Source organism: Lactiplantibacillus brownii (assembly GCF_031085375.1).
GTDB lineage: Bacteria > Bacillota > Bacilli > Lactobacillales > Lactobacillaceae > Lactiplantibacillus > Lactiplantibacillus brownii.
Genome location: NZ_JAVCWF010000001.1, coordinates 1,249,962 through 1,276,134 on the forward strand (window position 1 = coordinate 1,249,962; position 26,173 = coordinate 1,276,134).

General features: G+C 42.4%; 29 protein-coding genes and 2 tRNA genes. 19 read left to right on the forward strand and 12 right to left on the reverse strand.

What is annotated here, in order from left to right; translation table 11 throughout:
* Positions 1-2: 2 nt before the first annotated feature.
* The 3 genes from RA086_RS05695 to RA086_RS05705 are packed head-to-tail and all read left to right on the forward strand — an operon-like array spanning position 3 to position 1,551.
* Positions 3-200 (forward strand): hypothetical protein, encoded by a 198-nt coding sequence (locus RA086_RS05695; protein WP_308702895.1) that lies wholly within the window; start codon positions 3-5, stop codon positions 198-200.
* The gene (locus RA086_RS05700) at positions 197-487 is read left to right on the forward strand and encodes a phage holin family protein (protein ID WP_308702896.1); all 291 of its coding nucleotides are present in this window, start codon (positions 197-199) and stop codon (positions 485-487) included. Before RA086_RS05695 ends, RA086_RS05700 begins: the two co-directional genes overlap by 4 nt.
* The gene (locus RA086_RS05705; protein WP_308702897.1) at positions 484-1,551 is read left to right on the forward strand and encodes a GH25 family lysozyme; all 1,068 of its coding nucleotides are present in this window, start codon (positions 484-486) and stop codon (positions 1,549-1,551) included. The genes RA086_RS05700 and RA086_RS05705 overlap by 4 nt, the downstream gene beginning before the upstream one ends.
* Before the next feature lie 425 nt (positions 1,552-1,976).
* Here the strand turns inward: RA086_RS05705 and mscL are convergent, their stop codons facing one another.
* A complete protein-coding gene (gene mscL, locus RA086_RS05710; protein ID WP_308704418.1) occupies positions 1,977-2,363 on the reverse strand; it encodes a large-conductance mechanosensitive channel protein MscL in 387 nt (128 codons plus the stop codon).
* A 208-nt stretch (positions 2,364-2,571) separates the two neighbouring features.
* Between mscL and RA086_RS05715 the strand changes: the two genes are divergently transcribed.
* From RA086_RS05715 to RA086_RS05745, 7 genes are all read left to right on the forward strand, one after another.
* Positions 2,572-2,826: a GlsB/YeaQ/YmgE family stress response membrane protein gene (locus tag RA086_RS05715; protein WP_308702898.1), complete on the forward strand. Its 255-nt coding sequence runs from the start codon at positions 2,572-2,574 to the stop codon at positions 2,824-2,826.
* 189 nt (positions 2,827-3,015) lie between these two features.
* On the forward strand, positions 3,016-3,837 hold the full coding sequence (locus tag RA086_RS05720; RefSeq protein WP_308702899.1) for a Cof-type HAD-IIB family hydrolase: 822 nt from the start codon (positions 3,016-3,018) through the stop codon (positions 3,835-3,837).
* A gap of 138 nt (positions 3,838-3,975) precedes the next feature.
* Positions 3,976-4,584 (forward strand): hypothetical protein, encoded by a 609-nt coding sequence (locus tag RA086_RS05725; RefSeq protein WP_308702900.1) that lies wholly within the window; start codon positions 3,976-3,978, stop codon positions 4,582-4,584.
* Between the two features lie 192 nt (positions 4,585-4,776).
* On the forward strand, positions 4,777-6,081 hold the full coding sequence (locus tag RA086_RS05730; RefSeq protein ID WP_308702901.1) for a sensor histidine kinase: 1,305 nt from the start codon (positions 4,777-4,779) through the stop codon (positions 6,079-6,081).
* Positions 6,078-6,854, forward strand: a complete 777-nt coding sequence (locus RA086_RS05735) for a LytR/AlgR family response regulator transcription factor (protein WP_308702902.1) — start codon at positions 6,078-6,080, stop codon at positions 6,852-6,854. Before RA086_RS05730 ends, RA086_RS05735 begins: the two co-directional genes overlap by 4 nt.
* Positions 6,855-7,020: 166 nt before the next feature.
* The gene (locus RA086_RS05740) at positions 7,021-7,362 is read left to right on the forward strand and encodes a hypothetical protein (protein ID WP_308702903.1); all 342 of its coding nucleotides are present in this window, start codon (positions 7,021-7,023) and stop codon (positions 7,360-7,362) included.
* 142 nt (positions 7,363-7,504) lie between these two features.
* A complete protein-coding gene (locus RA086_RS05745) occupies positions 7,505-7,873 on the forward strand; it encodes a hypothetical protein (protein ID WP_308702904.1) in 369 nt (122 codons plus the stop codon).
* Here the strand turns inward: RA086_RS05745 and RA086_RS05750 are convergent.
* Positions 7,870-8,352, reverse strand: a complete 483-nt coding sequence (locus RA086_RS05750; protein ID WP_308702905.1) for a hypothetical protein — start codon at positions 8,350-8,352, stop codon at positions 7,870-7,872. The two genes, RA086_RS05745 and RA086_RS05750, sit on opposite strands and share 4 nt — an antisense overlap.
* A 534-nt stretch (positions 8,353-8,886) precedes the next feature.
* On the opposite strand from RA086_RS05750, the gene RA086_RS05755 reads away from it, so the two are divergent.
* The gene (locus tag RA086_RS05755; protein ID WP_308702906.1) at positions 8,887-9,582 is read left to right on the forward strand and encodes a CPBP family intramembrane glutamic endopeptidase; all 696 of its coding nucleotides are present in this window, start codon (positions 8,887-8,889) and stop codon (positions 9,580-9,582) included.
* Between the two features lie 41 nt (positions 9,583-9,623).
* On the opposite strand, the gene RA086_RS05760 is transcribed toward RA086_RS05755, so the two are convergent.
* Positions 9,624-10,100 (reverse strand): MarR family winged helix-turn-helix transcriptional regulator, encoded by a 477-nt coding sequence (locus RA086_RS05760; RefSeq protein ID WP_308702907.1) that lies wholly within the window; start codon positions 10,098-10,100, stop codon positions 9,624-9,626.
* Between the two features lie 124 nt (positions 10,101-10,224).
* The gene (locus RA086_RS05765) at positions 10,225-10,731 is read right to left on the reverse strand and encodes a hypothetical protein (protein WP_308702908.1); all 507 of its coding nucleotides are present in this window, start codon (positions 10,729-10,731) and stop codon (positions 10,225-10,227) included.
* 117 nt (positions 10,732-10,848) lie between these two features.
* Here RA086_RS05765 and RA086_RS05770 point away from each other — a divergent pair, with 117 nt between their 5' ends.
* Positions 10,849-11,127 carry a hypothetical protein gene (locus RA086_RS05770; RefSeq protein ID WP_308702909.1) on the forward strand — a complete coding sequence of 93 codons (279 nt, stop codon included), beginning with the start codon at positions 10,849-10,851 and terminating at the stop codon, positions 11,125-11,127.
* A gap of 222 nt (positions 11,128-11,349) precedes the next feature.
* Here the strand turns inward: RA086_RS05770 and RA086_RS15950 are convergent, their stop codons facing one another.
* The gene (locus tag RA086_RS15950; RefSeq protein WP_407659084.1) at positions 11,350-11,556 is read right to left on the reverse strand and encodes a tyrosine-type recombinase/integrase; all 207 of its coding nucleotides are present in this window, start codon (positions 11,554-11,556) and stop codon (positions 11,350-11,352) included.
* A gap of 711 nt (positions 11,557-12,267) precedes the next feature.
* Entirely contained in the window at positions 12,268-12,909 is a 642-nt protein-coding gene (locus tag RA086_RS05775; protein ID WP_308702910.1) for a transposase, read from the reverse strand.
* 366 nt (positions 12,910-13,275) lie between these two features.
* On the opposite strand from RA086_RS05775, the gene RA086_RS05780 reads away from it, so the two are divergent.
* Together RA086_RS05780 and RA086_RS05785 are read left to right on the forward strand one after the other, a co-directional pair.
* On the forward strand, positions 13,276-14,097 hold the full coding sequence (locus RA086_RS05780; RefSeq protein WP_308702911.1) for an abortive infection family protein: 822 nt from the start codon (positions 13,276-13,278) through the stop codon (positions 14,095-14,097).
* A 117-nt stretch (positions 14,098-14,214) separates the two neighbouring features.
* Positions 14,215-14,505, forward strand: a complete 291-nt coding sequence (locus tag RA086_RS05785; RefSeq protein WP_308702912.1) for a hypothetical protein — start codon at positions 14,215-14,217, stop codon at positions 14,503-14,505.
* Between the two features lie 68 nt (positions 14,506-14,573).
* On the opposite strand, the gene RA086_RS05790 is transcribed toward RA086_RS05785, so the two are convergent.
* Positions 14,574-14,646: transfer RNA gene (locus RA086_RS05790), tRNA-His, on the reverse strand.
* A 161-nt stretch (positions 14,647-14,807) separates the two neighbouring features.
* Between RA086_RS05790 and RA086_RS05795 the strand changes: the two genes are divergently transcribed.
* A tRNA-Leu gene (locus RA086_RS05795) sits at positions 14,808-14,891 on the forward strand.
* A gap of 74 nt (positions 14,892-14,965) precedes the next feature.
* On the opposite strand, the gene RA086_RS05800 is transcribed toward RA086_RS05795, so the two are convergent.
* Together RA086_RS05800 and RA086_RS05805 are read right to left on the reverse strand one after the other, a co-directional pair.
* The gene (locus RA086_RS05800; protein WP_308702913.1) at positions 14,966-15,397 is read right to left on the reverse strand and encodes a hypothetical protein; all 432 of its coding nucleotides are present in this window, start codon (positions 15,395-15,397) and stop codon (positions 14,966-14,968) included.
* A 147-nt stretch (positions 15,398-15,544) separates the two neighbouring features.
* Positions 15,545-16,558: a hypothetical protein gene (locus RA086_RS05805; protein WP_308702914.1), complete on the reverse strand. Its 1,014-nt coding sequence runs from the start codon at positions 16,556-16,558 to the stop codon at positions 15,545-15,547.
* 167 nt (positions 16,559-16,725) lie between these two features.
* Between RA086_RS05805 and RA086_RS05810 the strand changes: the two genes are divergently transcribed.
* Entirely contained in the window at positions 16,726-17,187 is a 462-nt protein-coding gene (locus RA086_RS05810) for a GtrA family protein (protein ID WP_308704420.1), read from the forward strand.
* Positions 17,188-17,251: 64 nt separating this feature from the next.
* Here RA086_RS05810 and RA086_RS05815 read toward each other — a convergent pair whose 3' ends face one another.
* The 3 genes from RA086_RS05815 to metE form a co-directional block, all read right to left on the reverse strand.
* Entirely contained in the window at positions 17,252-17,611 is a 360-nt protein-coding gene (locus tag RA086_RS05815) for a DUF1516 family protein (RefSeq protein WP_308702915.1), read from the reverse strand.
* Between the two features lie 69 nt (positions 17,612-17,680).
* Positions 17,681-19,537, reverse strand: coding sequence for a bifunctional homocysteine S-methyltransferase/methylenetetrahydrofolate reductase (locus RA086_RS05820; RefSeq protein ID WP_308702916.1), 1,857 nt, complete (start codon positions 19,535-19,537; stop codon positions 17,681-17,683).
* A gap of 11 nt (positions 19,538-19,548) precedes the next feature.
* Positions 19,549-21,855, reverse strand: a complete 2,307-nt coding sequence (gene metE, locus RA086_RS05825) for a 5-methyltetrahydropteroyltriglutamate--homocysteine S-methyltransferase (protein WP_308702917.1) — start codon at positions 21,853-21,855, stop codon at positions 19,549-19,551.
* An 899-nt stretch (positions 21,856-22,754) separates the two neighbouring features.
* On the opposite strand from metE, the gene RA086_RS05830 reads away from it, so the two are divergent.
* The 3 genes from RA086_RS05830 to cysC are packed head-to-tail and all read left to right on the forward strand — an operon-like array spanning position 22,755 to position 26,153.
* Complete coding sequence (locus RA086_RS05830; RefSeq protein WP_308702918.1) at positions 22,755-24,341, forward strand: hypothetical protein; 1,587 nt, start codon at positions 22,755-22,757, stop codon at positions 24,339-24,341.
* A 13-nt stretch (positions 24,342-24,354) separates the two neighbouring features.
* Entirely contained in the window at positions 24,355-25,524 is a 1,170-nt protein-coding gene (gene sat / locus RA086_RS05835; RefSeq protein WP_308702919.1) for a sulfate adenylyltransferase, read from the forward strand.
* A gap of 2 nt (positions 25,525-25,526) precedes the next feature.
* Positions 25,527-26,153, forward strand: a complete 627-nt coding sequence (cysC, locus tag RA086_RS05840) for an adenylyl-sulfate kinase (RefSeq protein WP_308702920.1) — start codon at positions 25,527-25,529, stop codon at positions 26,151-26,153.
* Positions 26,154-26,173: the final 20 nt, after the last annotated feature.

Genomic DNA, 26,173 nt, shown 5'->3' on the forward strand with positions numbered 1-26,173 from the left:
TAATGAGCGACGCTGTTATTGTGGCCTTAATCACAACAATGGGATCAATCTTTGTTGCGGCGTTGACTATTTGGAATAGTAATAAGGCTGCTGGCGGCGATAGCAAGGATAAATTAATCAAAGAAAACGAACGACTACAGAAGCAAGTTGATGGTTTGCAAGAGATTGTTGACTATTACAGAAAGAAGGAACCGAAATGATGGAATTTATTCAACTGATTAATGGTGGAACAATCTTTTTAATCGCGGTCGCAACTTACCTGATTATTTGGGCAGTCAAGATGAGTAAGCTAAGCAATCAATTTTTGCCAGTTGCCGCGCTAATCATTGGTGCTGTAATTGGTGTCTTAGTTAGCACCGTCCAAGGAGATGTTACTTGGCTAGTCGGTTTGATCGATGGCATGGTTGCTGGTGCAGTGAGTGTCGGTGGCAATGAATTAATCAAATCAATTTTTGCCATGGTCCAACCTAAGGAGGCGGCAAAATGACCTTGAATGGTTTTGATTTAGCTAGTTATCAGGCTGGCCTTGATGTGAGTGAGTTAGCTGGTGATTTTGCAATCGTGAAAGCAACTGAGGGTGTTGACTATGTGAATCCGTTAATCAGTGGACACGCCAAGCAGACATTGGCGGCTGGTAAGAAACTTGGTGTTTATCATTTCATTCGAAACGATTCTGAGATTAAAGAACAAGCTGATTACTTTTTGACAACAGTCAGCTCATACGTTGGCAAGGCAATGCTAGTCTTGGACTTTGAAAATACTAGCGGTTCGACGATCCAGAATCAATCTGGAGTCTTCTTAGCCAAACAGTGGCTGGACTATGTTTATGATCGTACCGGCATTCGACCACTGATTTATACCGGATTGTCGTGTGAAAACTCATTGGATTGGTCATCCGTTGTCAGTGGTAGTTATGCTTTATGGATTGCGCAGTACAACAACTACAATGCCGTCGAAGGATTTGCGCCCCGTGATTTGTACGGCTCCCTCAAACACTGGAAATCGGCAGCACTTTTCCAGTACACAAGTTCAGGACGTCTAGCTGGCTGGAATGCTGGCTTAGACTTTGATGTGTTCTATGGCGACGAGAAAACTTGGGATAGCTATGCTAAAACGCCCAAGACACCGACGGTCAGTGAATCAGTCACCAAGTCAGCACAAAGTGGGCCACAATGGGTTTCAGAGTCCAAGACCTATACACTCAAGACGGCCGTCAAACTCCGTACTGGCGCTTCAACATCTGCTCGTGTGATCACGACTTTAGCGGCTGGTTCAACGATTAAAACGGATGCTGCAATTATCGTTGGCGGTTATCGGTGGGTTCGTCAGCCTCGCTCTGGTGGATATGGCTATTTTGCAACTGGGCCAGCCAATAATACTTTAGCTTATGTGAGTTCAGGCACTGACCACACCTATTACACGGTCAAATCTGGCGATAGTTGGTGGGCGATTGCCAATAAGTTCGGTTTGAATATGAGTTCACTTGCCAAATTGAATGGGAAATCTACCAGTTCGATGATTCATCCGGACGACAAATTGATGATCAGATAGTAAAGAGGCGGTCAAGTGATTGACCGTCCATACATAAAAAATCCCCATGTTGATGGATGGGCGACATGGGGCGAACTTGAAACGGACAACTAGCTCTAGTTATCCGTGCTAACAATGGGCTAAGGGGAGCGACACCCCTAACTCTTATCAATTACGCAAAAGGTGTGTAATTTACTTTGGAAAGATTGAATTAAATTTACTGATGATCAGTATGTAACTGACGCTGCCCACTGGAAAGTACCACAAAAGTTCCCACAATTCGGTAATTAAGCATAGATTATCATAGACAGTAAATTTTTAAAATACTATTAAATTGGCATTGGTATAGTACTATAAATCCCTATATATAGGGAAAGTAACCCATATTGTATAACAAAAAAAGTTTCAATACCATATAGACATTTGGCAGAAACTTTGCTTTGGGGTTATTTTTTAGCTTGTTCCTTCAATAAATCGCGGATTTCACTCAAATATTGTTCTGATAAATCTGGTGTTGCCTCGTCTTCTTCATCGTCCGCCGGTTCAGTTCGCACCACGCGATTAATAATTTTGACCATAAAGAATACGACAATCGCAACAATGAAGAAGTTGATGACGGCATTGAGAAAGGCGCCGTATTTAAAAGTGGCTTCCCCAATCGTGAACTTCAAATTGGATAAATCAATTTTGCCTAAGAAAATCCCAATTAATGGATTAATGAGATAGTCCGTCAAAGATTTGACGATAGCCGTGAAAGCCGAGCCAATAATGACCCCAACGGCTAAATCAATCACATTACCACGCGCAATAAATGTTTTAAATTCTTCAATCATCATGTATAAACTCCCTTTAGTTTTATCTTAACCAGTATAGCGAAAACTGAAAGTGTCCTCAACCGTATTGCTTAGATTAACGGGATTTGTGCCAGTTTGATTGTTGAATTTTCTAATACTGAGCAATTGGTTTAAATTATTTATTGATTATAGATATCATAATAATATACAAGTGTTAAAATCTGCATATTAAGAAAGGGTGGTTCAGATGTTAGGGTGGATTTGGTCATTGATTGTCGGTGGCGTGATTGGTGCGTTAGCAGGAGTGATTACGAGTCGGGATGTGCCAGCAGGCATACTTGGAAATATTATTGCCGGACTAGTGGGTGCCTGGATCGGTCAGGCCTTATTGGGAACTTGGGGACCGTCACTTGCCGGGATGGCAGTGATTCCGTCCATTATTGGTGCGGTAATCCTAGTCTTGATTGTCTCCGCACTCTTTGGGATGCGAAAGCGAAGCTAAGGCTAGCTTAAGGTAATTACAAAAATTAGCGCGTGATAAAGTAGGATTGAAGCCCGGTTGAGGCTCAATCCTATTATTTTGGTCTTTCAAACGACTGCTAATCGTTTAAATCACCGATAAAAGCGGTTGCATTTCCTGCTTGAGTTCGCTAAAGTGAAAGTATGACAACGAATTGAGAGGGTATTTTGAATGTATAAAATGATCGTATGTGATTTGGACGAAACTTTAATGAACGATGATGGCACGCTTTCGGATAAGAATGCGGCGGCAATTCAGGCGGCGACTGCCAAAGGCGTCTATTTTGTGCCAAATTCTGGGCGTAGCTACACGTCTTTCCAAAATGATTTGGAGAAGATGCAACTACGCGATCGCGCGGGTCAATATTCGATTTCTTATAATGGTGGGTTGATTCTGGAAAACGCGGGTAACCGTCCAATTGCGGTGAATGCGATGCCATATGAGATGGCGAAAAAAGTTTTCCAAGTGGGGGCGGCAAACCATGAGGCAGCCACCCATGTCTATACCCAAGATGTTTTGTACATTTATCATCCGACGCCAGAAGACTCAGCTTATTTGACCAATCGCGGCGTGTCCTTTGAAGTTCTGACGGATACTGATTTTACGCGTTTTAAGCAGCTAAATATTATGAAAGTAATTATGGCCTTGCCAACGATGACCGGGCGCAAAGAGATGCGTGCAGCGGTTGAAGCACAAGTCGATCCTAGCGAGTTAGCTGTGACGTATTCCTCAGATCGCTATGTTGAATTTAATCGCGCCGGTGTTAACAAAGGATCAGCGTCTGTTCAACTGGGCAAGTTACTCAGGATTGCCCCTGCTGAAATTATTGCTGCCGGTGATAATAGTAATGATTTACCAATGTTAAAGGCGGTTGGACTACCAGTGAGTGTTCAAAATGGGCTCGATGTGGTCAAATCTGTGGCTAAATATGTGACCGTTGCAGATAATAATCATGATGCCATCGCTGAAATTATTAATAAATTTATTCTATAAAGCTGTGGTGACAAAGCCGCAACATACTCCGTTTGAACTGAGGCTTTTACAAGTGGTATGATAGACACTGAAAATAGTGTTTTTTGATATTTTTGCCAGTGATAACTCACTGGACATCAGTGAATGGAGGAACGCGCAATGAGTGCGATTCGAGACGATTTAGCCAAAGCAATCAAAAATAAGAATCTCGTTGAAATCTATTCAAAAGGGACCAACGAGCAATTTAGTGTCGGCTATGTCATGCAACAAGACGAAAAGTTTGTCTTAGTCGAAGCCATTAATGTTGACGGTGAGTTAGATGGTCTAGTGGTTTTTCGGAAGACTTCCTTAGCTAAAGTGATTGCCGTTTCCGATTACTTGAAGAGTATGGCAACTATTGTTAGTTTAGCGCAGCAACGGGGCTACTATGATATTTGGAATACGGAACGGTTGATTACCAAGTTTTTGAAAAAAGAAGCTCATCACCAGCATTCCTTGTTAAAGACGTTACTGAAGTTGGCATTCAAGAAAGACCAAGTGATTCAATTATCTGGTCGGATCAAGAAGCATGGCGACAGTTACACGGGCTTTATTCACAGCGAACATAAAAAGTATATTGAATTTAATTACGTCGATACGTTTGATTTAAGCCAACGACCACAAATCGCGGTACGTTATGCTGAAATCGACGAAGCAAGTTTCCATAGTTTCGAAACGTTCAATATTACGGCGGTCATTGAAAGTTACATGCCGGGTGATTTTCATTAAATTGATCTTAGAGGACGTCAAGTTAGCTTTTCGCTAACCTGATGTTTTTTTATGACCAAAAATGACCAATTTAAGGAAAGAAACGGTTAAGAATATTAAGTTTCACGAGATGAAATATACAAATGGCGTTGGTTTCGATACAATAGGACTAGTTAATATCGGGTTTCTGGGGAGGGGCGCACCATCGTTTATGTGTATTGGTACATCGCGGCATTCGATCATTGGTATTCGGTCATGCTGGTGTTTCTGTTACAAATCTTAATTAATCGTGAATTACGGCAGCGGCGAGTCTACTTCACCGTTGTGATGATGGCGGTGTTTCTCACCGGATTATACATGTGGTATGACGATTATTCGGACATTGCAACCTTTATTGTTAATTTAGGATTATTGGGATTCGTCCGCAAGAAGAAATATTTCATTGTGACTAGTTTAACGGCAACCTTGTCGTACATTCTATTCAGTTTCTTTGGTAACTTTGCGACTGAAACGATTTTTCATTTATTACGATTAGGTCTTAATCAATGGAGTGGTTGGCTATTTGAAATTGTCGGTGAAACCATTGTGACCGCCTGCATGTTGGCCGTTGCAATCAGTTTCCAGATTCTGTATAAGCGGCATGCGCGGCAGTTCAGTGATGAAGTTTTACTCAATGTCATCGTCAGTGCCTTGGCAGTCGTGGCGATTGCCTTCTTTGCGATTACGACCGCTGCCGATAATTATAATATTGGTTCAGGTTTCTTAGGAATCTTAATGATCATTCTGGTCGCAATCTTAATGATTAATGGTGGAACTTTCATTTATCTGTTTTACAGTTATACGATGCGGGTTCAAGCGCACCGGCAAGCTTTGGAACGGAAACAATATGATATTTATGTGGATAATTTAGAGCGTAGTTATCAAAATTTACGGAAATTTCGACATGACTATCAAAATATTTTGCTCTCATTGGGCGAATATGTCCATGCGACCGACAATGCGGATTTAAAGCACTATTTTGATGAAGTGGTCGACCAATCACAAAAAAGTTTAACGCGCGATTTTGGTCATTTTGACAATTTGGAACGACTTAAAGTTCGGTCGTTGAAAGCCATTATTCAGAATAAATTTTCGGTGGCACGACAAGCTGGTATTCAGGTGCGTTTAGAAGCGAGTGAACCAGTGAGTCAGTTAGCCATTGATCCGGTCGTGTTAGCCCGCGTTTGTGGGATCTTATTGGATAATGCCATCGAAGCGGTGACTGGCCAAAGCGATGGTCAAATTGCAGTGGCGGTGGTCAAATATCCTAAAATGGTTGAATTAGTGTTTGCCAATTCGTTACAAACACCGATTAAGCGTTTAGACGAGCTAATGACTGCCGGCCACACGTCTAAAGGGGCGGGGCACGGACAAGGTTTAGCAACGGTTCGTGAATTATTGGACCCGTTGGAAAATGTGACTTATGAACTTGGTGCCGGTGAACGGTTTGAATTCATTATCAGTATTGAAAGTGAGTGACGGGCTTGTTACAGACTTTTATCGTTGAAGATGATCCAGAACAATTAGCGACTTTGAAACAGATCGTGACGAATCATATCATGATCAATGATTTTGATATGGCCTTAACCTTAGCTACAGGGACGGCCCAGAATTTAGTGGACCATATCAGTACGCAGCCTGACGTAGAGGGCTTATACTTCTTAGATATTGAATATCCAGGACAGGCGCTGAACGGACTAGAACTAGCCAGCAAAATTCGTGAGTTAGATGTAAACGCCAAAATTGTGTTTGTGTCGACGCATGCGGAAATGGCGTTTTTGACCTTTGAGCGGCGGATTGAACCTTTAGATTTCATCGTGAAAGACTTGGGTCAAGCGGCAGTCAAAGCTAAAGTGGAGAAAGACATTCGCATTGCCTATGAACGATACAATAAGCAGGGTGTTGCTAGTAAAGCAATGTTTTCGTATTCGAAAGGTGGGCAACTCTTTAATTTACCGTTAGCAGAAGTTTTGTTCATTGAAACTGGGACGAGTCGGAATAAACTGTTGTTGCATTTGGTCGATCGTATTGTTCAATATAATGGCAAAATTAGTGATGAAACGGTGGCTCATCCGGAATTATTCCGTGTGCACAAAAGTTTCTTAGTCAATCCGCAAATGCTGGTACGAGTCAATAAGCAGCAACAATTGGGCTATTTTGCCAACGGAGAAACGATTGATATCGCCATCCGTAAAATGCACGACTTGTTGGCGTTGATTAAGCAATCGCAATTGCCGGTCAAACTGAATTAGGAACTCTTATGTAACAAAATCGTCTGTTTTAAAGGCGTTAAAGTGACGTTGGTGCAAGCTATTTTAGGCTTTGCACCTTTTTTGTTGGCTGGGATTCGGACTCGACTATGATTAATCTATCAACTTAGTCAGTCTTGGGGACTGATTGGGAGGGGAGACATTAGTTGTGAAGCAATTTTGGTCGCTTGCATTGATGATTCTCGCCGGATGCTTATTAATTCTAGGTTCCGAGTATAGTTTGCAGGGTGATTCTCGCCGGTATCGGCACCAGGTAACTGCTACGATGACTTATGACGCTGCCAAAAAAACGGCGATCATTCGAGGCCGGACTAAGCATGGGGTGATCGTCACATTGCGAGCTGGAAAAACAGTTCGACAAGTTATTTCAAATAAGCAAGATGGTCGTTTTTATGTCAAAATGGTCGTGAATCGCGGCTCACAAGTTTCAGTAAGAGTCGTCGGACTTAAAACAAAAATATTAAAGGTGCCAGTAGCGTCAAAGCATTAGGTTAACCAATGGGTCGATCCGAAGGGTTACTTTCGGGTCTTTTTTGCTAAAAAAGGGTTAAGCTTGTTGAGGATTAGTAGGCGGACTGCGGTAAATAGCGTATGGTTAATTAGACTTTAAAAAAGGAGTCGTGAAAAAGACCATGTTAATCGTTAGTTTGATATTGATCGTTGGCTTGATTGGTACCGGAATCTTACGGTTTCGCTATCATTATCGGTTGTCGATGGGGGCGATTACCGAAACGGCTTTTGCGTGTTCGTTATTAAATATTGGGGTGTTTTTATTTTTTGTTTTGTTGGGACAACTATCCGGTCCCGTTGTTAATGGTGGCTTTTATTTACCAGTCTATCGTTTGTTACAAGGTGGCCTCATTCCGCTGATTGGCATCATCTTGTCGATTTATGGCATGCGGCGTGAAAAAGGGCTAATGAACTGGTGGTTATTGCAATTTAATTTGTTGTTTTTAATTTTTGATATTTTATTAGTGTGGTTTGGGGGCTATGCGAGTTAAGCACGCTTCAAAGTTTGCTTGATGACATTGTAGCATTCACGGCCGTTGGCGACTGGCGTTTGGTCAACCGTGACGGTGGTGGCTTGATCACGATCAAAGAGTGCGGCAGTTTTAAGGTCGGTTGCCACAATTTTTACACTGAGCGTCACGGCATGGTGATTGGCTAACTGAATCGCGAGCCGGACTTCATCACCCGTGATTGGCTGGGCAGTGACGGCCGTTCCAAGAATCAAGCTCAGGGCAGTTTCTAAATCCGCGGCGTCACCAGCAGTGAATTGGCGTTTATGACCAGTCCGGACGTCAGTAATGAGGTAATTGATCGTATTGACCGCATTTACATAGGCTTCCCCATTTTGATGTTGTGGTGCCGTGCCACGGCTAATTTGGGATAAAGGCCGACGATGGATAATAATCAGTCTGATCAGGAAAAACATGACAATAATGACAATGATACTTGTAAAACGGCTGAATAATGACATAGGACTGCAACACACTCCTTCATGTAAACTGACAAACACAGTTAATTGATTAACTAAAGCGTTTATTAAGATTAACGGTATCTATCCTACCATTATTTTCATGAAATGGGGCTATAGATGTGTAACCTTTTGAATTATTTTAGTCCTAGCAATCAAAAACTTGATATCACAAAATAAATATCATGTACTTTGTAAATTTTAAAAATAAATTATCATTTTTATACCTTTATTGATAATCTTCACACTTTCTTCACAATTATATAATAGTATATACATGTACCTAATAATTATACACTTGTTCATTTTACTCCCCCAAAGTGGATGAACGAGTAAGTACAATCCCCCATATTGTACTTAAACCTAACTCTTTGGCCCTACTGCTACATGCGGTAGAGTCATTTTTTTATCTAGACGGACCCCAAACGGGCCCCAAAAAATTTGTGGTAGAAAATTTTGCCACCTCAATTTTACGTATGCGAAACTGTGTAACTTATTAATTGCTGCGGTAAAATTAATTAGAAGAGGTGAGGCGTAATGCAAGTGATCGATCGTGGTCTAAGTTGGGTTTGGCGTGTCTGCCTATTAATTGGGTTAATCGTTGGAATTATTATCCCACCGATGTTATTAAGGTTAGTGAACGAACTAGACGATAAAGGCGGCCCAATTGGCTGGCAAATCGCCCTAGTCATCGCTTATTTTGCAATTTTTATTTTAGTCATCATTGCCGCGAGTGCGGCTTATCGACACTATACAGGTGAGGTCCAGTTAAAGCGATTACGACATCAAGACTTTGCCTATGTTCTGGGCGGTTATTTAGCAATCATCTTATGTGAAGGTATTTTCCAAATAATTAACCAATTGCTCTATCAACAAAATCAAACGCAGAATAATGCGGCAATTAAAAGTTTAATGAGTGGTAGCCCAGTTGCGATGTGGATGATGGCTATTAGTGCGGTTTTTTTGACGCCAATCGTCGAGGAGTTGGTTTTTCGCGGCGTGCTCACAAATCTCTTTTTTAAACAAGAATGGTTAAAAATAGGCCTGAGCGGCTTGGTTTTTGGTAGCCTACATAGTAGTTCAACCGTTCCAAGCTTTTTGATTTATGTCACTATGGGGCTTATTTTAGCGCTGGTTTATCGTTTATCTGGAAAAATTCAGGATTCGATTATTTTACATTTCTTAATCAATGCTGGGGCGATGAGTATTATGATTATTGGCCTGCTAAATTAAAAAAACACTCGCAAGTCCAAAAAACTTGCGGGTGTTTTTAGTTAAATCTCAGTTCCAGTATATTTAATCTTTTTAGGATCAGCTTGCTTGATACGATCAGCGGCGAAATTAACGGTCTCACGCGTGGCGGCATATGTTTTGTCATCCATACCCAACAGGTCCATACAAGAATTAACATGATCAAAAATCGATGATTTGGCGTCGATTGCCTTTTGTGAAAGTGAAATGTTCACTTGGCGTTCGTCATCTTCATCACGATTACGTTCGACCCAACCTTGAGTTTGCATGCGCTTAAGCAACGGCGTTAAAGTACCACTATCCAAATTAACGTGTGATCCAAGCTCACGCACAGTCATCGGACTATTCTCCCAAAGTGCTAAGAGGGTGATGTACTGCGGATAGGTAAGCTTGAATGGCGCTAAAGCATCTGCATAAAAATGATTGAATCGCTTGTTTGCGGTATATAGGGCAAAACAAAGTTGATCGTCCAGCAAAATATTCTTGGTTGGAGTTGCCATTAAACCAGCCTCCTTTTTATTATTCTAGTATATTGTACGCAATTAATTAGGTATTTGCAATATTTATTACTGTTAATAATGAAATAAGTAAAATAATAAATTGGGAGACTCGGCTTTTAAGCAATTAGCTAGCCTGCAAAAATTGTTTACCAACTGAACTGTTCAAAAATAATTTTGCTAAAGCGGTTTGATTGATGACTAGTTGCTGACTATCATCGAAGACATATAGCGGCACTTGAATCGGTAGGGACTCAGCCACACGATGCTCAACTGGCACCGCCCAAGCAGCCTTAGTTGTTTTAGACTGCTTTTTCGTGGTTGGTTGGACCTTGAGACTTGCGACGAGTTGGAATTGACCATTGTGCTTGGCAGAACTAGCATGATGGACGTGCACCCCGTGTAAGCGCTGATTGAGACGCAAGCCATGTCCCTTAGTCGTTAAGCGTAGTTGTTGTTTGAGCTTTAAAGGATAATCGTGTTGATTATCAATATTTTTGAGACGAATCTTAAACTTGCCAAGTGGGATCTCACGATGGTCATGTTCGACCGTCAATTCATGCTGATCCAACTTAGGACTGTGTTTAATTGGTTCAAAAGTGTATTGTTGTAAAAATTTAGTTACAGAATCCAAAATATCACTCCCTACCTTTAACCTAGTCGTCTGAGAATGAATGTCAATTAATTTGCTGGAAGATTGCGGTCAGTTGATTTTTCAAGTAGAATTGGAGGCAACAGGAGGGGACACAAAATGTTTTTAACTACGGGTGATTTACAACGATCACATATGATTAAATCAGTTGTTTCGGCAACTGAACATTTGATGTTCGAATCAGATGGCATTGATCAATTTGAGCGGTTTGATGGGCTAATTGATAAAGTAAAACAAGATCTCATGGCTAAAGCCGAAGCACAGGATGGCGATGGCCTAATTTATGTGAATTTCAATACTGAAATTGCACAAATGAGTGTGGCACCACGTTTTCTGGTGGTCACTGGGTATGGCACCGTCGTGAAACTAGCGGAATAATGGCAGAAAAAAAACAACCAATTCTAATTGAATTGGTTGTTAGTATTGAATTGATGCCCCAGGCAGGATTCACGCTTGCTGATATGACTGGCTTTATGAGTAAAGCGTGCAAAATTATTCGGCAATTCTTTTAACTGATTTAGGGGTAGTAATGTCATCTAAATATTGTTCGATTTTGTTGTCAATTTTAACTTTGTATTCTTCAATCAAATATGAATATACCTATGCAGTTGTTGCTAAATCAGAATGACCAAGACACTTAGATATTGCATATAGATCAGCACCGCAATAGAGCAGGTAAACTACGTGAGTATGCCGTAATGAATGAAAGTGAAAGCCAACACGTTTAATTTCAAGGACTTTTAGTGATTCTCGTAAGGTCTGGTTAACTGCTGCGGATGTTGGTACGGTTTCATATTGATTATTGATTAGTGAATATTAAATTTGCACGTTTATGTTGCTTTATTTCGATAAACATGTCAGTTAATTCTTGATTGATGCGAATAATTCGGTTTGAAGCTTCGTTTTTAGTTGGGATTAATTCTTGAGTACTTTCATTAAGTGCATGTCTACGGTGATGGTTTTAAATATAACTTTCCACTGTAGTCCTTGAATTTCACCTAAACACATACCAGTATAAATAGTAGTTAAAATCGTTTGATGCGAAGTAAAATTCTTATTAATGTGATTAAAAGAATAGTCTGCCCAATCTATTCATGAAACCCAAAAAACAGGAAAAAAAGCAATCACGATCAAATTTTATCCACAATTATAATTTGATCGTGATTTTTGATTTACAACCAGTATATTTGATAAAATATCGGCTGATCGAAACGCTGTGTTGCATAAATTACTTAGATTGACCTCTTGGTTGAACAGATTTTGAAAAAAGCGAGACTATCGATGTTGTATTCAATGTAAGACTTGCCAAAAAAAAGTCGATCAAAAACATTTGCACTACTCAATTGAATCCACGTTTGGAGCATGTGACACAATTCTAGCAGGGATATGTAATAACCTGAACCGTAAAGTCATGACGTATGCATGGCTTTAGTTGTCGATAATGCAGCTGATTTCATGGCTTGAATAAGATTATAGGCAACGCCGCTAATCAACATATGAAAAGTATTGATTAGATAACTATTGGTAATGAACCAGCAATGGTTCTAAAAACTCACGGACACCATGTGAAGTATATTGATTACCAGGACGCTGTTTAACATTTAGTAAAACACCACTAACCGCGTCAAAAGCCAAAAGCGGGTGATAACCCTCCGTTTGATAATGGGCATTATAGGCGGCATTTTCTTGCTTACCGAATGTATCGGCATGTGTTGAATCAATGTCAATGATGAGTTCTTGCTGATTACGGTCTAATAAGTTGAAATCACCAAGTTGACGAATAATGGCTTCGAATTCTTGAATGTTGGTTTCAGTTAAACGTGAGAAAAAGCGTGAAATGGTCGGTTGTGATACTGCTTTACTTTGACCCAGTAATAGTTGATAAAGGCGGTCATATTGTAGTCGGTTAGCGGCGGCATCGTGTTTATAGCCTGCAATGATCTGAAAAATATGTTGTGTGAAAATTTTGACTGAAGTATGTTTTGGTGATCGACGACGGTCTTTGATATGCAATAGTTGTTGAATAATGTTGTCGAAATTAATTTGATTCATGAATTCTTTGATTAGCACCAAGCCGGCATCTCCAGTAAGGTCACCACCATTATTAGTTATTTTAAGACCAGTTTTGTTAAATAGCATAGATTCATGTAAAGTTGTCATTGGAAACTCCTCTTTTATCGTTGGTTATGGTGACTTCACGATATCATAGTGGAGTTTCTTTTTGCACCCAATTGGTGCAAACGAAAATCAGCCAAGTGCCTTATCGTCTAACGACTCAAAGGTACTTGGCTGATTTTCGTGAATATATTGGGTTACATTATATCTGAAAAGAGTATTGACGGTACAATAGGCTGATAAAGTTCGATTACTGTTCTTCAAATTGGCTCTCGCTTAACGGTGATATTTTTTGGAGCTTTTAGGAGAGCAAGGTAATACTGCATGTTTAAAAATTTGAAACAACGTAATCGCATAATACAGTACGGTTTGATATAGTTGACTTAAACAAATTAAAGATGTGGTGAGAATATGAGACATCCTGGTGAAATTTTGAGGCCCGAGGTTGATAGTTTTGGAATAGCATCAATTGATGAACGTTACTCTGAAATGAATGATAGCTATAACGAGGAACGTTACGGTGAATCCGTTAATTATGCGCGAAGCATGATTGAATCAACTTGTAAATGGGTATATAAAGCACTTAATGATGAGGATATTGATAAAGATAGGTATCTTGGTCTGAATAAATTAATCAAAGGTACATTAAGCTCCTTGAGTTCAGAGTTAGCGGCAAGCGAACGATTTCCAACGGTATTCGATAAAGTGACTGATATTGTCACTGAGATAGGAAATTTACGAAATCTAACTTCAGTTTCACATGGATCAGCGGTGAGATCACAAACTATAACACCCGTCGAGGCAAGGTTTGTTATCTTTGCAGCAGAAGATATAACTTTGACGTTACTAGACTTATTATTCAATAAGACACATTCTTTAAAGGAGAATGCGGTACATTCTGTTATTGATCCTAAAGGAATGACAAAGCTTCGTGAAGATGATAGTTTTGTTACCTATAAGTTAGACGGTAACGTTTCTTTGGGTACAAGAACTGAATTTACAGTGTTCAAGAATTGTAATGTTATTAATCAGGTGATTGTTACCTTACCAAAATGGGTCGATGCTAACTCAGATCAAGAGTTTATGTCTGAACATATGCGAGATTACATGGAGGATGATGCAATAGAAAAGGGTAAAAAGGGAATTAGCGGGTATATGTATTATTCTGCTAAGAAGGATTTCTTGTATGAGGTACAAATTGAGGATAATGCAATTTATATCACAAGTGTTTAACTTTTTAAGGTGGTTTTATTATACTGGTAAACCTCAGGTATGTAGTGCTTGAAACTGCCTCTTACTCACATAGTAGAAGCTTTTTATATAGTTAAATTAGATAAGGAGTGATGTGGTATGTACCAAATTGATATAACTGAGTATTTAGAGAACAGAACTAACCGAGAATCCTTTGGAGTAACGAGTAAGGAGATATTTGTTGATCTAATGCGTCAAGTTGAGATGAAGTTTAGTGATTCAAAGATTGATTGGAATTCTTATATGAATTGTCTCTCAACTGGTGAACGTAATGTTTATGAAATTGATTTATGGCAAAAAAATGACAAAGAAATTTGGTCGATGATTGAACACCATGAGTTTATCAGCAACACTGAAATAATTTCTTTTTTGAGGGGTAATACCAAATAAAATTTTTTAGTCAAAAAAGCGACCAGATTTGAGTGAAAATCTGGTCGCCAAATGTTAGTTCTATTAAGGGCGGTATGTGGGAATCGAACCCACGCGTGCCGGAGCCACAATCCGGTGCGTTAACCACTTCGCCAATACCGCCAACAAGTTGATTAAATTACCAACAGAATCTAGTATACACTAAAACTGGTCCTTGCAAACCGATTCTAATGAATCTTTTGGAAATTAATGCATAAAAATAGAAAAAGGTTTATTTTTGGGGGAACTTTCGCTATAATTAACTATGTTATTGAATAACTACTGCCCCAGTGGCGGAACTGGCAGACGCGCAGCGTTCAGGTCGCTGTATTGGCAACAATGTACAGGTTCGAATCCTGCCTGGGGCATCTCAAACATGTACGATAAAAAAAGACATTAGCAAGCCTCAAATTAAGGGCTTGCTAATGTCTTTTTTTATAGGCTAGTCGACCTGTCTGGTGGTAATTGAACCATCCAAATAAACAAAATAGCTTTGGCGGAGACTCCCACGTGTTTGAGTAGTCGTTTTTGTAAAAGCATCAACTTGATAATAATGATGACCGTGAGCATCGATATTAACGTTAGGAACTGCTTTAAAAGACTCATCTTTAGAGTCATTTAGAACTTGTTCGACCGCTGATGCAGCTTCAGGCGCACCGGTAATGTGATCATTGGTGGCTTGATATTGTTGACCAGTCTTTTTCTCGGCACTGGCGTCCTTAGCCTTGGCTTGTGCCGCCGAGGTTGATTGGCGATTGGCGGCAGCAATTTCGTTGGCTTTCTTAGGTGTAATAGTTGGTGCAGCTTGAGCTGCGCAACCGCCGAGTAGGCCAGCTAGTCCTAACATGGCTAGGATTAAAAATCGCTTGCGCATATAAATTCCTCCAATCATTGCGTTTGAGTGGTCGAGAGGCTCGGGATGGTACTTTGATGGATCACACGGACGTCCACCTTAGCCATCACTAAAATACTAATAATCAATAGTGTTGCTAATAATAATTTTTTCATTGTTGTTCCTCGGTTATTTCCAGTTTGGTACCCAAATAATCCGATCAATTTCAGTAGGGGTGACACTGATCTGTTGCCCCGCATCGGCACCGGCTTCCACCGCGACCACATAAGTAGTAGGATCGGCTTCAACGGTGACCACTGAACCACGTTGGCCGTTGACCGTGTCAATGAGACTGTAAAGCGGAATTTGGGTGGTCGGAATTTCCATTTCATATAATGTAAATTGTAAGAAATATGATTTAGTGCCAGTCTTAATTTGTAACGGCGTATCACTCGCGCCATAATCGGGTAAATTCCGATTTTGAGCGTTAGGATCGTTTAAATATTGCATTTCATCCACGGCATCAATGGCCATTTTCCATTGACCACCAGTAAGTTGGGTCTTAGAAGAAAGTGTCATGACGGAATTTGCGTAGATATCAATGACGTTAAAGGCTTCGTTGACTTGTTTTTTCGGCAAGTAACCAATGACATAGCCATGATCCGCGACTTTTAATTCAACGCGGACAGACCGTTTGGCGCCATCAACTTCTTCAACGAGTTGCACTTCACCAATATTGGCATCCGCGTCGACGCGATATTTTTTGGCATATAAATAATCGGCTTTAAGGCCGGACTCATTATAGTCATCATAGGGCTTGAAATAGCCACGGCGACTGGCATCCGCTAAAGCGGCCTCAAAGTTTTTCTGATAATAATCGAGACCAACGACGTAGGAACGAAAAATAGCTCGTGAATTCGCGTTGATTCGGCGATTCTGGGGTACACTAACCGGTTTTGGCCCCGGTTTAAGTAACTTTTGTTTGTAAGCATCATTTTCGTTTTTAAGGTCGGTTAAAGTTTGATCTTGCTGTTGATTAGCCAAGGTCTGACGAACGAGCCGCGTTCGAATGGATTTTAGCAGGGTCGCTTGTTCCTTAGCCGACTGTTTCAAACGATGGAGATGCACTAAAACGATAATCAAAATTAAACCTAAAATTAAGCATCCTGCGGCGAGGCCGAGGAGAATTGGTAAAGCTCTCATAAGTATTCACTCCAAGAATAGGTGCGTGTTAGATTTCATTATAGTGGACACTTGCACGTTATGCTAATTTTGCGCTTGTCAGCGACCACTCAAATGGGTTATGATGTTTCGTAAATGATTCTTAGTTAACTTGTAAATTAGAAGAAACGGCGGCGACAACGGTGCAGGTGTTGATAAAAATTTACCGGCGGTACCGATATTTTTGGAAATACGCAATTTTTGGCTTTATGGCCGCATTAGTAAACGTATTCGCTTTTTGGTTATTGCACACGGTTTTATTGGAACACTATTTATTTTCAAATACAATTGCTTGGATTCTGGCAACCTTATTCAGTTTCTACGTGAATAAAGCGGTGGTTTTTCGCTCCAAATCAAAAAACTTCTGGCATTGGTGCCAAGAGTTTGCCGGGTTTATGTTAACGCGGGGACTCTCATATTTATTTGATACTTTCTTAATGTTCGTTGGTATCTCGGTATTTTTCTGGGCACCAATGTTTGTTAAAATTATTGATCAAGTCTTGGTCGGTATTTTTAACTATGGGACGTCGCGATTGATATTTATGGAGCACAACCAAAAGATGCGGATGCGGCGTAATATTCTCAAACGTTTAAGCAATCGTAATGATTAGGACCTGGTTAACTGCCAGGCCCTTTTTTTGTCTTTCGAGCGTGATGCAATGACAAACGATTGTTTTAGATCAGGTGCCCGCTTAACAGATAGTGCAGGCTGACGCCACAGATGACAGTTAAGATGAGACCGGCAATCAACAGTGCTAAAAGTTGGGGACTGAGCCGACTTTCTTGTTTTCGGGCAAAAGCGACTTCGATTAAGCCAATCGAGCCGATCCCTAAAACGCCTTTAAGTCCTGTCAGCAACCACGCGGTACTAAAGGTTTTGGTACTGAGATAGACGCCACTGACAATCAATAAAAGGTAACCCAACCGGCTCAAAATGAGATAACGGTTGGTGGCTTTGACGGAATGTCTGGTCAGGCCAAGGGCGACCATCACGAACAACCACAGCCAACTTCCTAAGTGGATACTTAAAATCATTAAAACGCCTCCGTTCAACACTTCGAGTCTAATTTTAGCATGAAAGTGTTGTGCGGGGGCGTTAAGTTTTTATTTGGTTAAGGTTAAATTTTTTGCTTGGACGTAATCGACTAGTTCGATGACGGTTTTAAAGCGATTAAATGGCGTGACGATGTGGACACCGTTGAAGCGTGCACAGATGCCATCAATCAAATCTTTGGCAATCTGAATGCCCACGGCGCGTTCATTACCATCACTTTCAGCCTGCGCCATCCGTGTCAAAACTGACTTTGGTAAGCGGATGCCATGGACTTCATGATGTAAAAATTCGGCATGCCGTTTCGAAACGAGTGGCAAGATGCCCACAAACACCGGAATGTGGATCTGATGTGCTGCGAGCGCTGCTGCCAACGCATCGACATTAGCCAGATCGAACACGGGTTGGGTAATGATATAATCGCAACCATAACTTATTTTGCGTTCAATTGACTTAGTTGAAACGTCGGTACGATAGGCATTTGGGTTAAAGGCAGCGGCAACCCGGAAATCGGTCGCTTGTTTCAAAGACTTTCCAGTGGGACCAATGCCACTATTGAACTGTTTAATAAGCTTGATCAGTTCGACCGACCGAACATCGCCGACAGAAGTTGCGCCGGGAAAATCACCTAATTTGGCCGGGTCACCCGTTATCGCGAGAATGTCCTCGATGCCGAGACTATGCAAGCCCATGATTTCAGATTGCAAGCCAATCAGATTATGATCACGAGTCGTCAAATGGACAATTGGGGTAATGCCGTAGTTGAGTTTAAGTTCTGCGGCAATGGTGGTGTTCGCGATACGGACCGTGGCGAGGGAGTTATCTGAGAGCGTTAGGCCATCAACGCCCGCGGCTTTCAAACGTTGCGCACCTTTAAAAAATTTAGTGGTTTCAAAGTCTTTCGGCGGGTCGAGTTCGACCAACGCCGTTTTTTGTGTGGCAACTTTTTGTAAAAAAGTATGCCGGCCAATCGTGGCGGCCAGTGGCGTTGGTTCTGGTTGTGCCGTTTGACCAGCATGTGGCACAATCGTGCGACTGGCTAGGCCACGTACAAGTGCGGCGGTGTGTAAGGGGGTAGTCCCGCAACAACCGCCGATGAGATTTAGGCCTAGTTGACGGAAACGCTCAGCATATTCTTCAAAATAACTGGGTTCGCCATCATAGACCACGCGCCCGTCTTGATCAGTACCGGGAAGTCCAGAATTAGGATAAACCGCGAGTTTTACCGTGGCTGGGATCGCTAAATTTTCAAATGACTGAGCCAAGTAATAGGGCCCTAAGCGACAATTAGTGCCGATGACATCGGCTCCAGCGGCCGCTAATTGAATGACCGCGTCCGCAAAAGTCGTACCATCACGCAATACCCCAGGCGCTAACATTGAAACGTTCGTGATGACTGGTAAGTCTGTCTGAGCCTTGACGGTCTTTAACGCTGCCAACAATTCGGGTAACTCGTAGTAAGTTTCTAATAGAATGCCATCAAGTTGCTGCGTTGCTAATAAGGCGGTCAACTGTTCCGTCAGACTGGCGGCGACCGTTGCGGGCGTTGCTTGCAAAACGGTCTGATCCGTATCACCTGCGAGCCCTCCAATCGTGCCTAAAATGTAAGCGGGGTGGTCGGCGGCAGCTCTGGCTTTAGTGGACAACTTGACCGCGGCTTGATTAATGGCCGTGACTTGGTCTTGCAAGTCGTAACGCGTTAATTTCAAACGATTAGCGGCGTAAGTGTTGGTTTGAATGACGTCAGCTCCGGCACTTAAATAGGACTGGTGGACGCGTAAAATCGTGTCTGGATGAGTCAGATTCAGATTTTCGAAGGCCGATGCAATCCCGTAATTACCATACAGCAGAGTCCCCATCGCGCCATCCGCGACTAAGACTCGTTGTTTTAATGCTTGTCGTAAATCCATCGCGGCACCCCCTAATGTGTTGGCGTATTGAGCTGAGCTTGAATTGCGTTACGAGCAGCGACCATGTTCTTTAAGGCCGCCAAAGTTTCGGGTTCTTGGCGGGTCTTTAGCCCGCAATCGGGATTGATCCAAAATTGGCGCGGCTTGATCACGCGGAGCGCCCGTTGAATGTTAGCCTCAATTTCGGCCACACTAGGCACGCGTGGACTATGGATATCATAAACGCCCAGCCCAATTTCTTGGTCGTAACCGGTCTGTTCAAACGCGGCGATGAGTTCGCCATGACTCCGCGATGTTTCAATCGAGATCACGTCCGCATCGAGCGCTTTAATGGTATCGATGATGTCGGCAAAGTTCGAGTAGCACATATGCGTATGAATCTGAGTTTCATTTTTGACGCCGGTCGTCGTAATTTTAAATGAATAGACCGCTTCAGCTAGGTAGGCTTGCCAGTGGCGTTGTTTCAGCGGTAGGCCTTCACGCAAGGCTGGTTCGTCCACTTGAATAATTTTGATACCAGCCTTTTCCAAATTTTGGACTTCTTGTCGTAAGGCTAACGCGATTTGGTTTTGAACCTGGGCTTTGGGGATGTCGTCGCGCACGAAGCTCCAGTTGATGATCGTCAAGGGCGCTGTCAGCATGCCCTTAACCGGTTTCGTGGTCAAACTTTGCGCATAAACTGATTCAGCAACTGTAATAGGTTTGGTGTAGGCAACGTCGCCGAAGATCACGGGTGGGCGTACGCCACGCGAACCATAAGATTGGACCCAGCCATTTTGCGTCGCGTAAAAGCCAGTCAATTTTTGCCCAAAGTATTCAACCATATCGGTCCGTTCAAACTCGCCGTGGACTAAGACGTCTAAACCGAGTTTATTTTGAAGCGCAATCCAACGCTTGGTTTCAGCGTGTAAGAAAGTTTGATAGTCCGCATCGCTTAATGCGCCTTTTCGCCAAGCTGCACGTTTGGCGCGAACGGTATGGCTTTGCGGAAAACTTCCAATGGTCGTTGTCGGTAATAGCGGCAAGTTGAGACGGGCGTGTTGCAATTTGATCCGCGTCGCAAAGGGGGCTTGACGCTCAAAGGTTTGTCGTGGCAATTGGGCTTCAGCGGCCCGCACACTTTGATTATTGCGATGCGTCGAGTTATTGAGTGCCTGTAGCTTGGCTTGATTAAGGTCAAATGCCGATTGAACCGCTGCAATGCCGTGATTAGCGGCCCGCGTCAGTACCGCCAATTCTTGTAATTTTTGGTCGGCGAAGGCTAAGCCACCTAGTAAGACTGGATCAGCTTGGGTTTCATTTTTGGTGGTAATAGGCACGTGTAATAGGGAATTCGCAGGTTGTAACCACAGGTGGTCAGGGGCCGCAATCGTTTGTAATTCTTGGACTAATTGGGCTTTTTTAGCCAGATCACTGGCCCAGACATTATGGCCGTCAATCAATCCGGCGGCGAGAACTTTATCGGCTGGAAAACCACTGGTTCGTAGATGTGCCAAGTTTTCACCGTGATCATGCACGAGATCTAAGCCAATCGCCTGGACGGGTAATTTGACGATTTCATCGTATAAATCCAAACTATCAAAATAAGTTTGTAAGACGATTTTTAAGGTTGGTACGGCGGCGTGTAAAGTGGTTAACGCTTTTCGATAGGGCGCTAATTCCGCGGGGTTAGTGGTCTTAACGAGTGTAGGTTCGTCTAGTTGAATCCAGGTCGCCCCAGCAGCAGCCAGTTCGGCGAAAACTTGTTGATAGAGTGGTAGGAGTTGTGGTAACAGTTCGGCCACTCCAGCAGCATCCAAATAGTCACCGTGCCGCTTGCCAAGTTTCAAAAAGGAAACCGGACCTAAAATGACAGGTTTGCCATCGATACCTAAGGCTGTCTTGGCTTCTTGATAGTAACGTAGCCAACGATTATCCAATAATTTAAACTGGACGTCATCGAATTCAGGCACAATGTAATGATAGTTAATATTGAACCATTTGGTCATTTCGGCAGCGACCGCTGTTTCAGTGCCGCGGGCGATGGCGTAATAGTCGGATAAGGTCAATGCTTGATCAAAATGCCCGAAACGTTTAGGAATGGCACCAAAAGCGGCCAACGTGTCCAAAACATGATCATAGTCGGAATTATCGGCAACGGGCAGATAGTCGATGCCCAAAGCCTGTTCTTTTTTTAAGTTAGCTAGCCGTAACTGTTTGGCAGTGGTGTGAAAATCAGCGTCACTTAATTTGTGTTGCCAATAATGTTCCAAAAGATGCTTCCATTCACGATGTTCACCTAAGCGTGGATACCCCAGATTGCTACTAATAACTGTCATAATTGACCACTCCTTCATGTTAATGATTGATTTTTAACAAAAAAACGACAACTTCGCCTGAAAAGGACGAAGTTGCCGTTCGTGGTACCACCTTAGTTTACCAATACCTCACGATATTGATCTTATCCCGTACGTTTCATACGGTAGCTGGTTAACAGTAGCTGGCTGTCATCACCTGGCAATTGCTCAGTGGTGCCGTTTAGAGGCCATTTTTCAGAAGTTGCACACTAACTTGGTTCACACTTTTCCAAGCTCACTTGGTAGTTGCAACAACTTACTTTCCTCATCAGGACGTTATCTTGTTTTATGATTGATTAAAAAATACCACCAAAAGTGACTAAAGTCAAAGCAAATTCTAATAAAAAGCTCTAATTTATCATTTTATGTTAATTTTCGACTTTTCTGCCTAGGCTGTCATAAACGGGCAATCGCTATCTTTAGTTGCTTTATGAGTATTTCACCAGTGCCTCATAATGGTCAATTTGTCCGTCTCCGTGGACCAGCACGTTTCGACTGCTGGTAGACTTTCCAGCTTAGGAAAAGCCTAACTTGTGAGACCGGCCTTTGGCTCACAAACGTGGTCACCATTGTTTTAGCATCAGTTCAGAAAGTATTAAGGATAAAAGTTAACCTGATTGATTAACTGGTTCTCAACTAATGCCAATAATGCCGCAAGTTACTGACGTGGCACGTGCGGATGGGTCTTCACAATTGGAACGACGATTGGCAAAATGACCTCACACTAGCGACGTGTTGACCGGTGGATACTGCTGATAATCATAATTTCATCACATTATTTTCTTGTGCCGTTTATAGATTTAAACAAAGTTCTTGCTACGATATTAAGCAATCACCGGCGTAACCAGCCGAAATAAAAATAATGAACAAGGATGATTAAAATGGCACAAGGAATTTTACAACGGCTGTTTGGCCGTCGTCAGACTAAAAAAGCGGTGCTCATTTTAGGCAGTGGACGCTCAGGCACGTCGGTTTTAACCAAATGTATCAATTTGATGGGAATTTCATTAGGGACTGACAATTTGCTGGCACCCAGTAAACGGATTAATCCCAAAGGGTATTTTGAAAATAAGGATATTATTAAAATTCATAAATCGTTGGGCGGAAAGTTGCGCTATCGACCATCGTATGAAGGGTATTATGATCGGCCTAAAATAAAAGGTGATCGTGACGCCTTAACCACTTATTTACAGAATTATTTTGAAACTGAGACCTATCTAGCCGTGAAAGATCCACGAATGAACGACTACATTGAACTATGGCAAGTCGTGTTGGCTGAGATCAAAGTGGAACCGGCTGAAATTATTTTGTTGCGAAATCCGATGGACGTGGTGAGCTCCAATGAACGGGCTTGGCATCGGAACAATACTTTGGCATTACGGCAATGGCAAGTTCGGACGCTGTTATCGCTCTGTGATACTGATCCGGACCACCGGATGTTGCTAACGTATGAGGATCTCTTTAATGCCCCTCTGTCTAGTTTGCATCGTGTGGCCGATAATTTAGGCTTACCGTGGCCGGCTGATGAAGCGACTTTACAGGCCCAAATCAATGATTTTATTGATCCAAGTTTACAAAAAAGCGACAGTGGTGAAGCCTTGAGTGACTTTGAGGCGCGGACAGATGTCGATCCGGATGTGAAAGCCTTGTACTTGTTGGGCCGACAAGCGACCAATGATGATCAATTTTTTGCTTCTGATGAATTTGATCAAAAAATTCATGGTTTGGTTGATGACTATCTGGCTAAGTATGGTGCTTTATATCGTGATTTTAATCCCAAAATTAATAGTCGGGTGTTCTATGTGCTGGGCACTGTACCAGCCGAAGTTGACCGAGTCACGGCATTGTTAACACAGGCCGGTGTCCAAATGAGTGATGAACAGAATGCCGGTCATCAAACCGCCACGGCGATTGAGCAGCAGTTAACACGTGGGACGGTTGATCTGGCGACGTATCCACGTGATTTTGCACTGGTTGAGCAAAAGGAGCAACTCAATAACTATTTGCGCCGCAATGCGAAAAAGCAAGCTTTGTGGGGTGTTGGCGACGTTGCTTATAGCGCAATCGTTGAGATGCTGATGACCGTTAGCACCGAATTGGGTGTGGTTAGTGCCCCAATCGTGATTGCCAACGACTATGCGGCCATGACAGCGGCATCAGCACAACAGACGGCAATACAGCAATTATTTCGAACAATCAGTGCGCTGCAAGGACAACCGTATTTGCTACTAATGGCAACCGATTTGGACCGCCCAACGACCGCTGAAAAGGTGACTGATTGGGTCAATGCGACCCACACCACGACAGATCAACCACGTGAACCCGCCTTGAAATTGGCAACGCCACTCGATTGGCCGACATTGGCAGTCGAGCTGACAAGCTTATGTCAACAGGCCACGGTATCCGAAACCAAGCAAGCGGTATTGACCAGTTTTATCAAGACGAATTATCAACAAATCATAAAATAGATAGGTGATTATTATGGAAAAAGTATTTGGTATTACGCCGCATGGTGGCAAATTGATTAATTTGGAAGATTTTTCAGCGGCAGCTTTGACTGAAGCCGAACAATTACCAAGTTTAACGATTAACGCTTGGACGTTATCAGATTTAGAATTAATTGCCATTGGTGGGTTTAGTCCACTGACAGGATTTATGACGAGTGGTGATTATCATTCAGTCGTCAAAACGATGCACCTGCAGAATGGTGTGCTTTGGAGTGTCCCCATCACATTACCAGTTGATCAGGCCACAGCGGACACTTTTGAGCTCAATCAAAAGATTGCGCTCAAAGATAAGCATGGCGACATTTATGGCACACTCTTAGTTGAAGATAAATATCGACCAGACAAACTATTAGAGGCGCAAAACGTTTATGGCACTACTGAGACCGCACACCCAGGTGTTAAGCGATTATTTGAAACTGGCGACGTGTATTTAGGCGGGCACATTAAGTTGCTGAAACAGCCTAGCCATGGTGATTTTAGTGATTATTATTTAGAACCCATTGCCACCCGTCAACTATTTCACGATTTGGGTTGGCAAACGATCGTTGGGTTTCAAACACGTAATCCCATTCATCGAGCCCACGAATATATTCAAAAATTAGCCTTAGAAAATGTTGACGGACTCTTTTTGAATCCTTTAGTGGGTGAAACGAAAGCCGATGATATTCCAGCAACCGTGCGGATGGCCAGTTATCAGACCATTTTGAAATATTATTATCCACAGGACCGTGTCCGCTTAGTCATTTATCCAGCAGCGATGCGGTATGCTGGGCCAAAAGAAGCCATCCTACATGCCATTGTCCGGAAAAATTATGGCTGTACCGATTTTATTGTCGGCCGTGATCATGCTGGCGTTGGCGACTATTATGGCACCTATGAAGCACAGGAACTGATTACTTCCGTGGAATCAGAACTTGGCATGCACTTTTTTAAATTCGACAATGCCTTTTATTGTAAAAAATGTGAAGCGATGGCGACGAGTAAAACTTGCCCACACAGTGACGCAGATCATATTTCATTAAGCGGGACCAAGGTGCGACAACTATTAAGTGCTGGCGTGGTCCCACCGAAAGAAGTTTCTCGTCCAGAAGTCGCTCAAGTCTTGATCGATGGCTTAAAAAAACAACGCACGCTGGGGGTGTAAGGATGATTAAATCTCAGAATATTACTTGGCAGCCGACAAAAGTGACCAAGGCGGCACGGCAAAATTTATTGGGACATAAGCCTGCCGTTTTATGGTTCACCGGGTTGTCTGGTTCAGGAAAGTCAACGATTGCGATGGCTGTCGAAAAACGACTCTTTGAAAGGGGCCTCAATAGTTATGTCCTCGATGGTGATAATATTCGGTTTGGCCTTAATCAGAATTTAGGTTTTACGGCCACCGACCGTCAAGAAAACATTCGGCGAATTGGCGAAGTTGCTAAGTTATTCGTGGATGCCGGGACGATTACCTTAACTGCCTTTATTTCCCCGTATCGTGCTGATCGTGATCAGGTACGTGCGCTACTGGCAGCCGATGAATTTATCGAAGTCTTCGTTGACACCCCCTTGGCCGTCTGCGAGCAACGGGATGTAAAACAGCTGTATGCCAAAGCACGCCGGGGCGAAATCAAAGGCTTTACGGGGGTCGATGCCCCTTATGAAGCCCCATTAAAACCGGAGCTAACGATTGATACCTCCCAACAATCGTTAGCTCAATCTGTTGATCAGATTATTGATTATTTGCAGGCCAAGCAGTATATTACAGCCGCCAATGCCGAGTCACAACTGTAATCAATCAGAGCCCCGTCAAT

What these genes read in the sequence shown, in the direction of transcription:
- RA086_RS05770 (WP_308702909.1), top strand. Translation starts at nt 10,849, where the DNA reads ATGTTTTTAACTACGGGTGATTTACAACGATCACATATGATTAAATCA.
- RA086_RS05720 (WP_308702899.1), top strand. Translation starts at nt 3,016, where the DNA reads ATGTATAAAATGATCGTATGTGATTTGGACGAAACTTTAATGAACGAT.
- RA086_RS05815 (WP_308702915.1), bottom strand. Translation starts at nt 17,611, where the DNA reads ATGATTTTAAGTATCCACTTAGGAAGTTGGCTGTGGTTGTTCGTGATG.
- RA086_RS05800 (WP_308702913.1), bottom strand. Translation starts at nt 15,397, where the DNA reads ATGCGCAAGCGATTTTTAATCCTAGCCATGTTAGGACTAGCTGGCCTA.
- RA086_RS05715 (WP_308702898.1), top strand. Translation starts at nt 2,572, where the DNA reads ATGTTAGGGTGGATTTGGTCATTGATTGTCGGTGGCGTGATTGGTGCG.
- RA086_RS05820 (WP_308702916.1), bottom strand. Translation starts at nt 19,537, where the DNA reads ATGGATTTACGACAAGCATTAAAACAACGAGTCTTAGTCGCGGATGGC.
- RA086_RS05780 (WP_308702911.1), top strand. Translation starts at nt 13,276, where the DNA reads ATGAGACATCCTGGTGAAATTTTGAGGCCCGAGGTTGATAGTTTTGGA.
- sat (WP_308702919.1), top strand. Translation starts at nt 24,355, where the DNA reads ATGGAAAAAGTATTTGGTATTACGCCGCATGGTGGCAAATTGATTAAT.
- RA086_RS05805 (WP_308702914.1), bottom strand. Translation starts at nt 16,558, where the DNA reads ATGAGAGCTTTACCAATTCTCCTCGGCCTCGCCGCAGGATGCTTAATT.
- RA086_RS05745 (WP_308702904.1), top strand. Translation starts at nt 7,505, where the DNA reads ATGTTAATCGTTAGTTTGATATTGATCGTTGGCTTGATTGGTACCGGA.
- RA086_RS05785 (WP_308702912.1), top strand. Translation starts at nt 14,215, where the DNA reads ATGTACCAAATTGATATAACTGAGTATTTAGAGAACAGAACTAACCGA.
- RA086_RS05700 (WP_308702896.1), top strand. Translation starts at nt 197, where the DNA reads ATGATGGAATTTATTCAACTGATTAATGGTGGAACAATCTTTTTAATC.
- RA086_RS05755 (WP_308702906.1), top strand. Translation starts at nt 8,887, where the DNA reads ATGCAAGTGATCGATCGTGGTCTAAGTTGGGTTTGGCGTGTCTGCCTA.
- cysC (WP_308702920.1), top strand. Translation starts at nt 25,527, where the DNA reads ATGATTAAATCTCAGAATATTACTTGGCAGCCGACAAAAGTGACCAAG.
- metE (WP_308702917.1), bottom strand. Translation starts at nt 21,855, where the DNA reads ATGACAGTTATTAGTAGCAATCTGGGGTATCCACGCTTAGGTGAACAT.
- RA086_RS05760 (WP_308702907.1), bottom strand. Translation starts at nt 10,100, where the DNA reads ATGGCAACTCCAACCAAGAATATTTTGCTGGACGATCAACTTTGTTTT.
- RA086_RS05705 (WP_308702897.1), top strand. Translation starts at nt 484, where the DNA reads ATGACCTTGAATGGTTTTGATTTAGCTAGTTATCAGGCTGGCCTTGAT.
- RA086_RS05830 (WP_308702918.1), top strand. Translation starts at nt 22,755, where the DNA reads ATGGCACAAGGAATTTTACAACGGCTGTTTGGCCGTCGTCAGACTAAA.
- RA086_RS05750 (WP_308702905.1), bottom strand. Translation starts at nt 8,352, where the DNA reads ATGTCATTATTCAGCCGTTTTACAAGTATCATTGTCATTATTGTCATG.
- RA086_RS05695 (WP_308702895.1), top strand. Translation starts at nt 3, where the DNA reads ATGAGCGACGCTGTTATTGTGGCCTTAATCACAACAATGGGATCAATC.
- RA086_RS05725 (WP_308702900.1), top strand. Translation starts at nt 3,976, where the DNA reads ATGAGTGCGATTCGAGACGATTTAGCCAAAGCAATCAAAAATAAGAAT.
- mscL (WP_308704418.1), bottom strand. Translation starts at nt 2,363, where the DNA reads ATGATTGAAGAATTTAAAACATTTATTGCGCGTGGTAATGTGATTGAT.
- RA086_RS05775 (WP_308702910.1), bottom strand. Translation starts at nt 12,909, where the DNA reads ATGACAACTTTACATGAATCTATGCTATTTAACAAAACTGGTCTTAAA.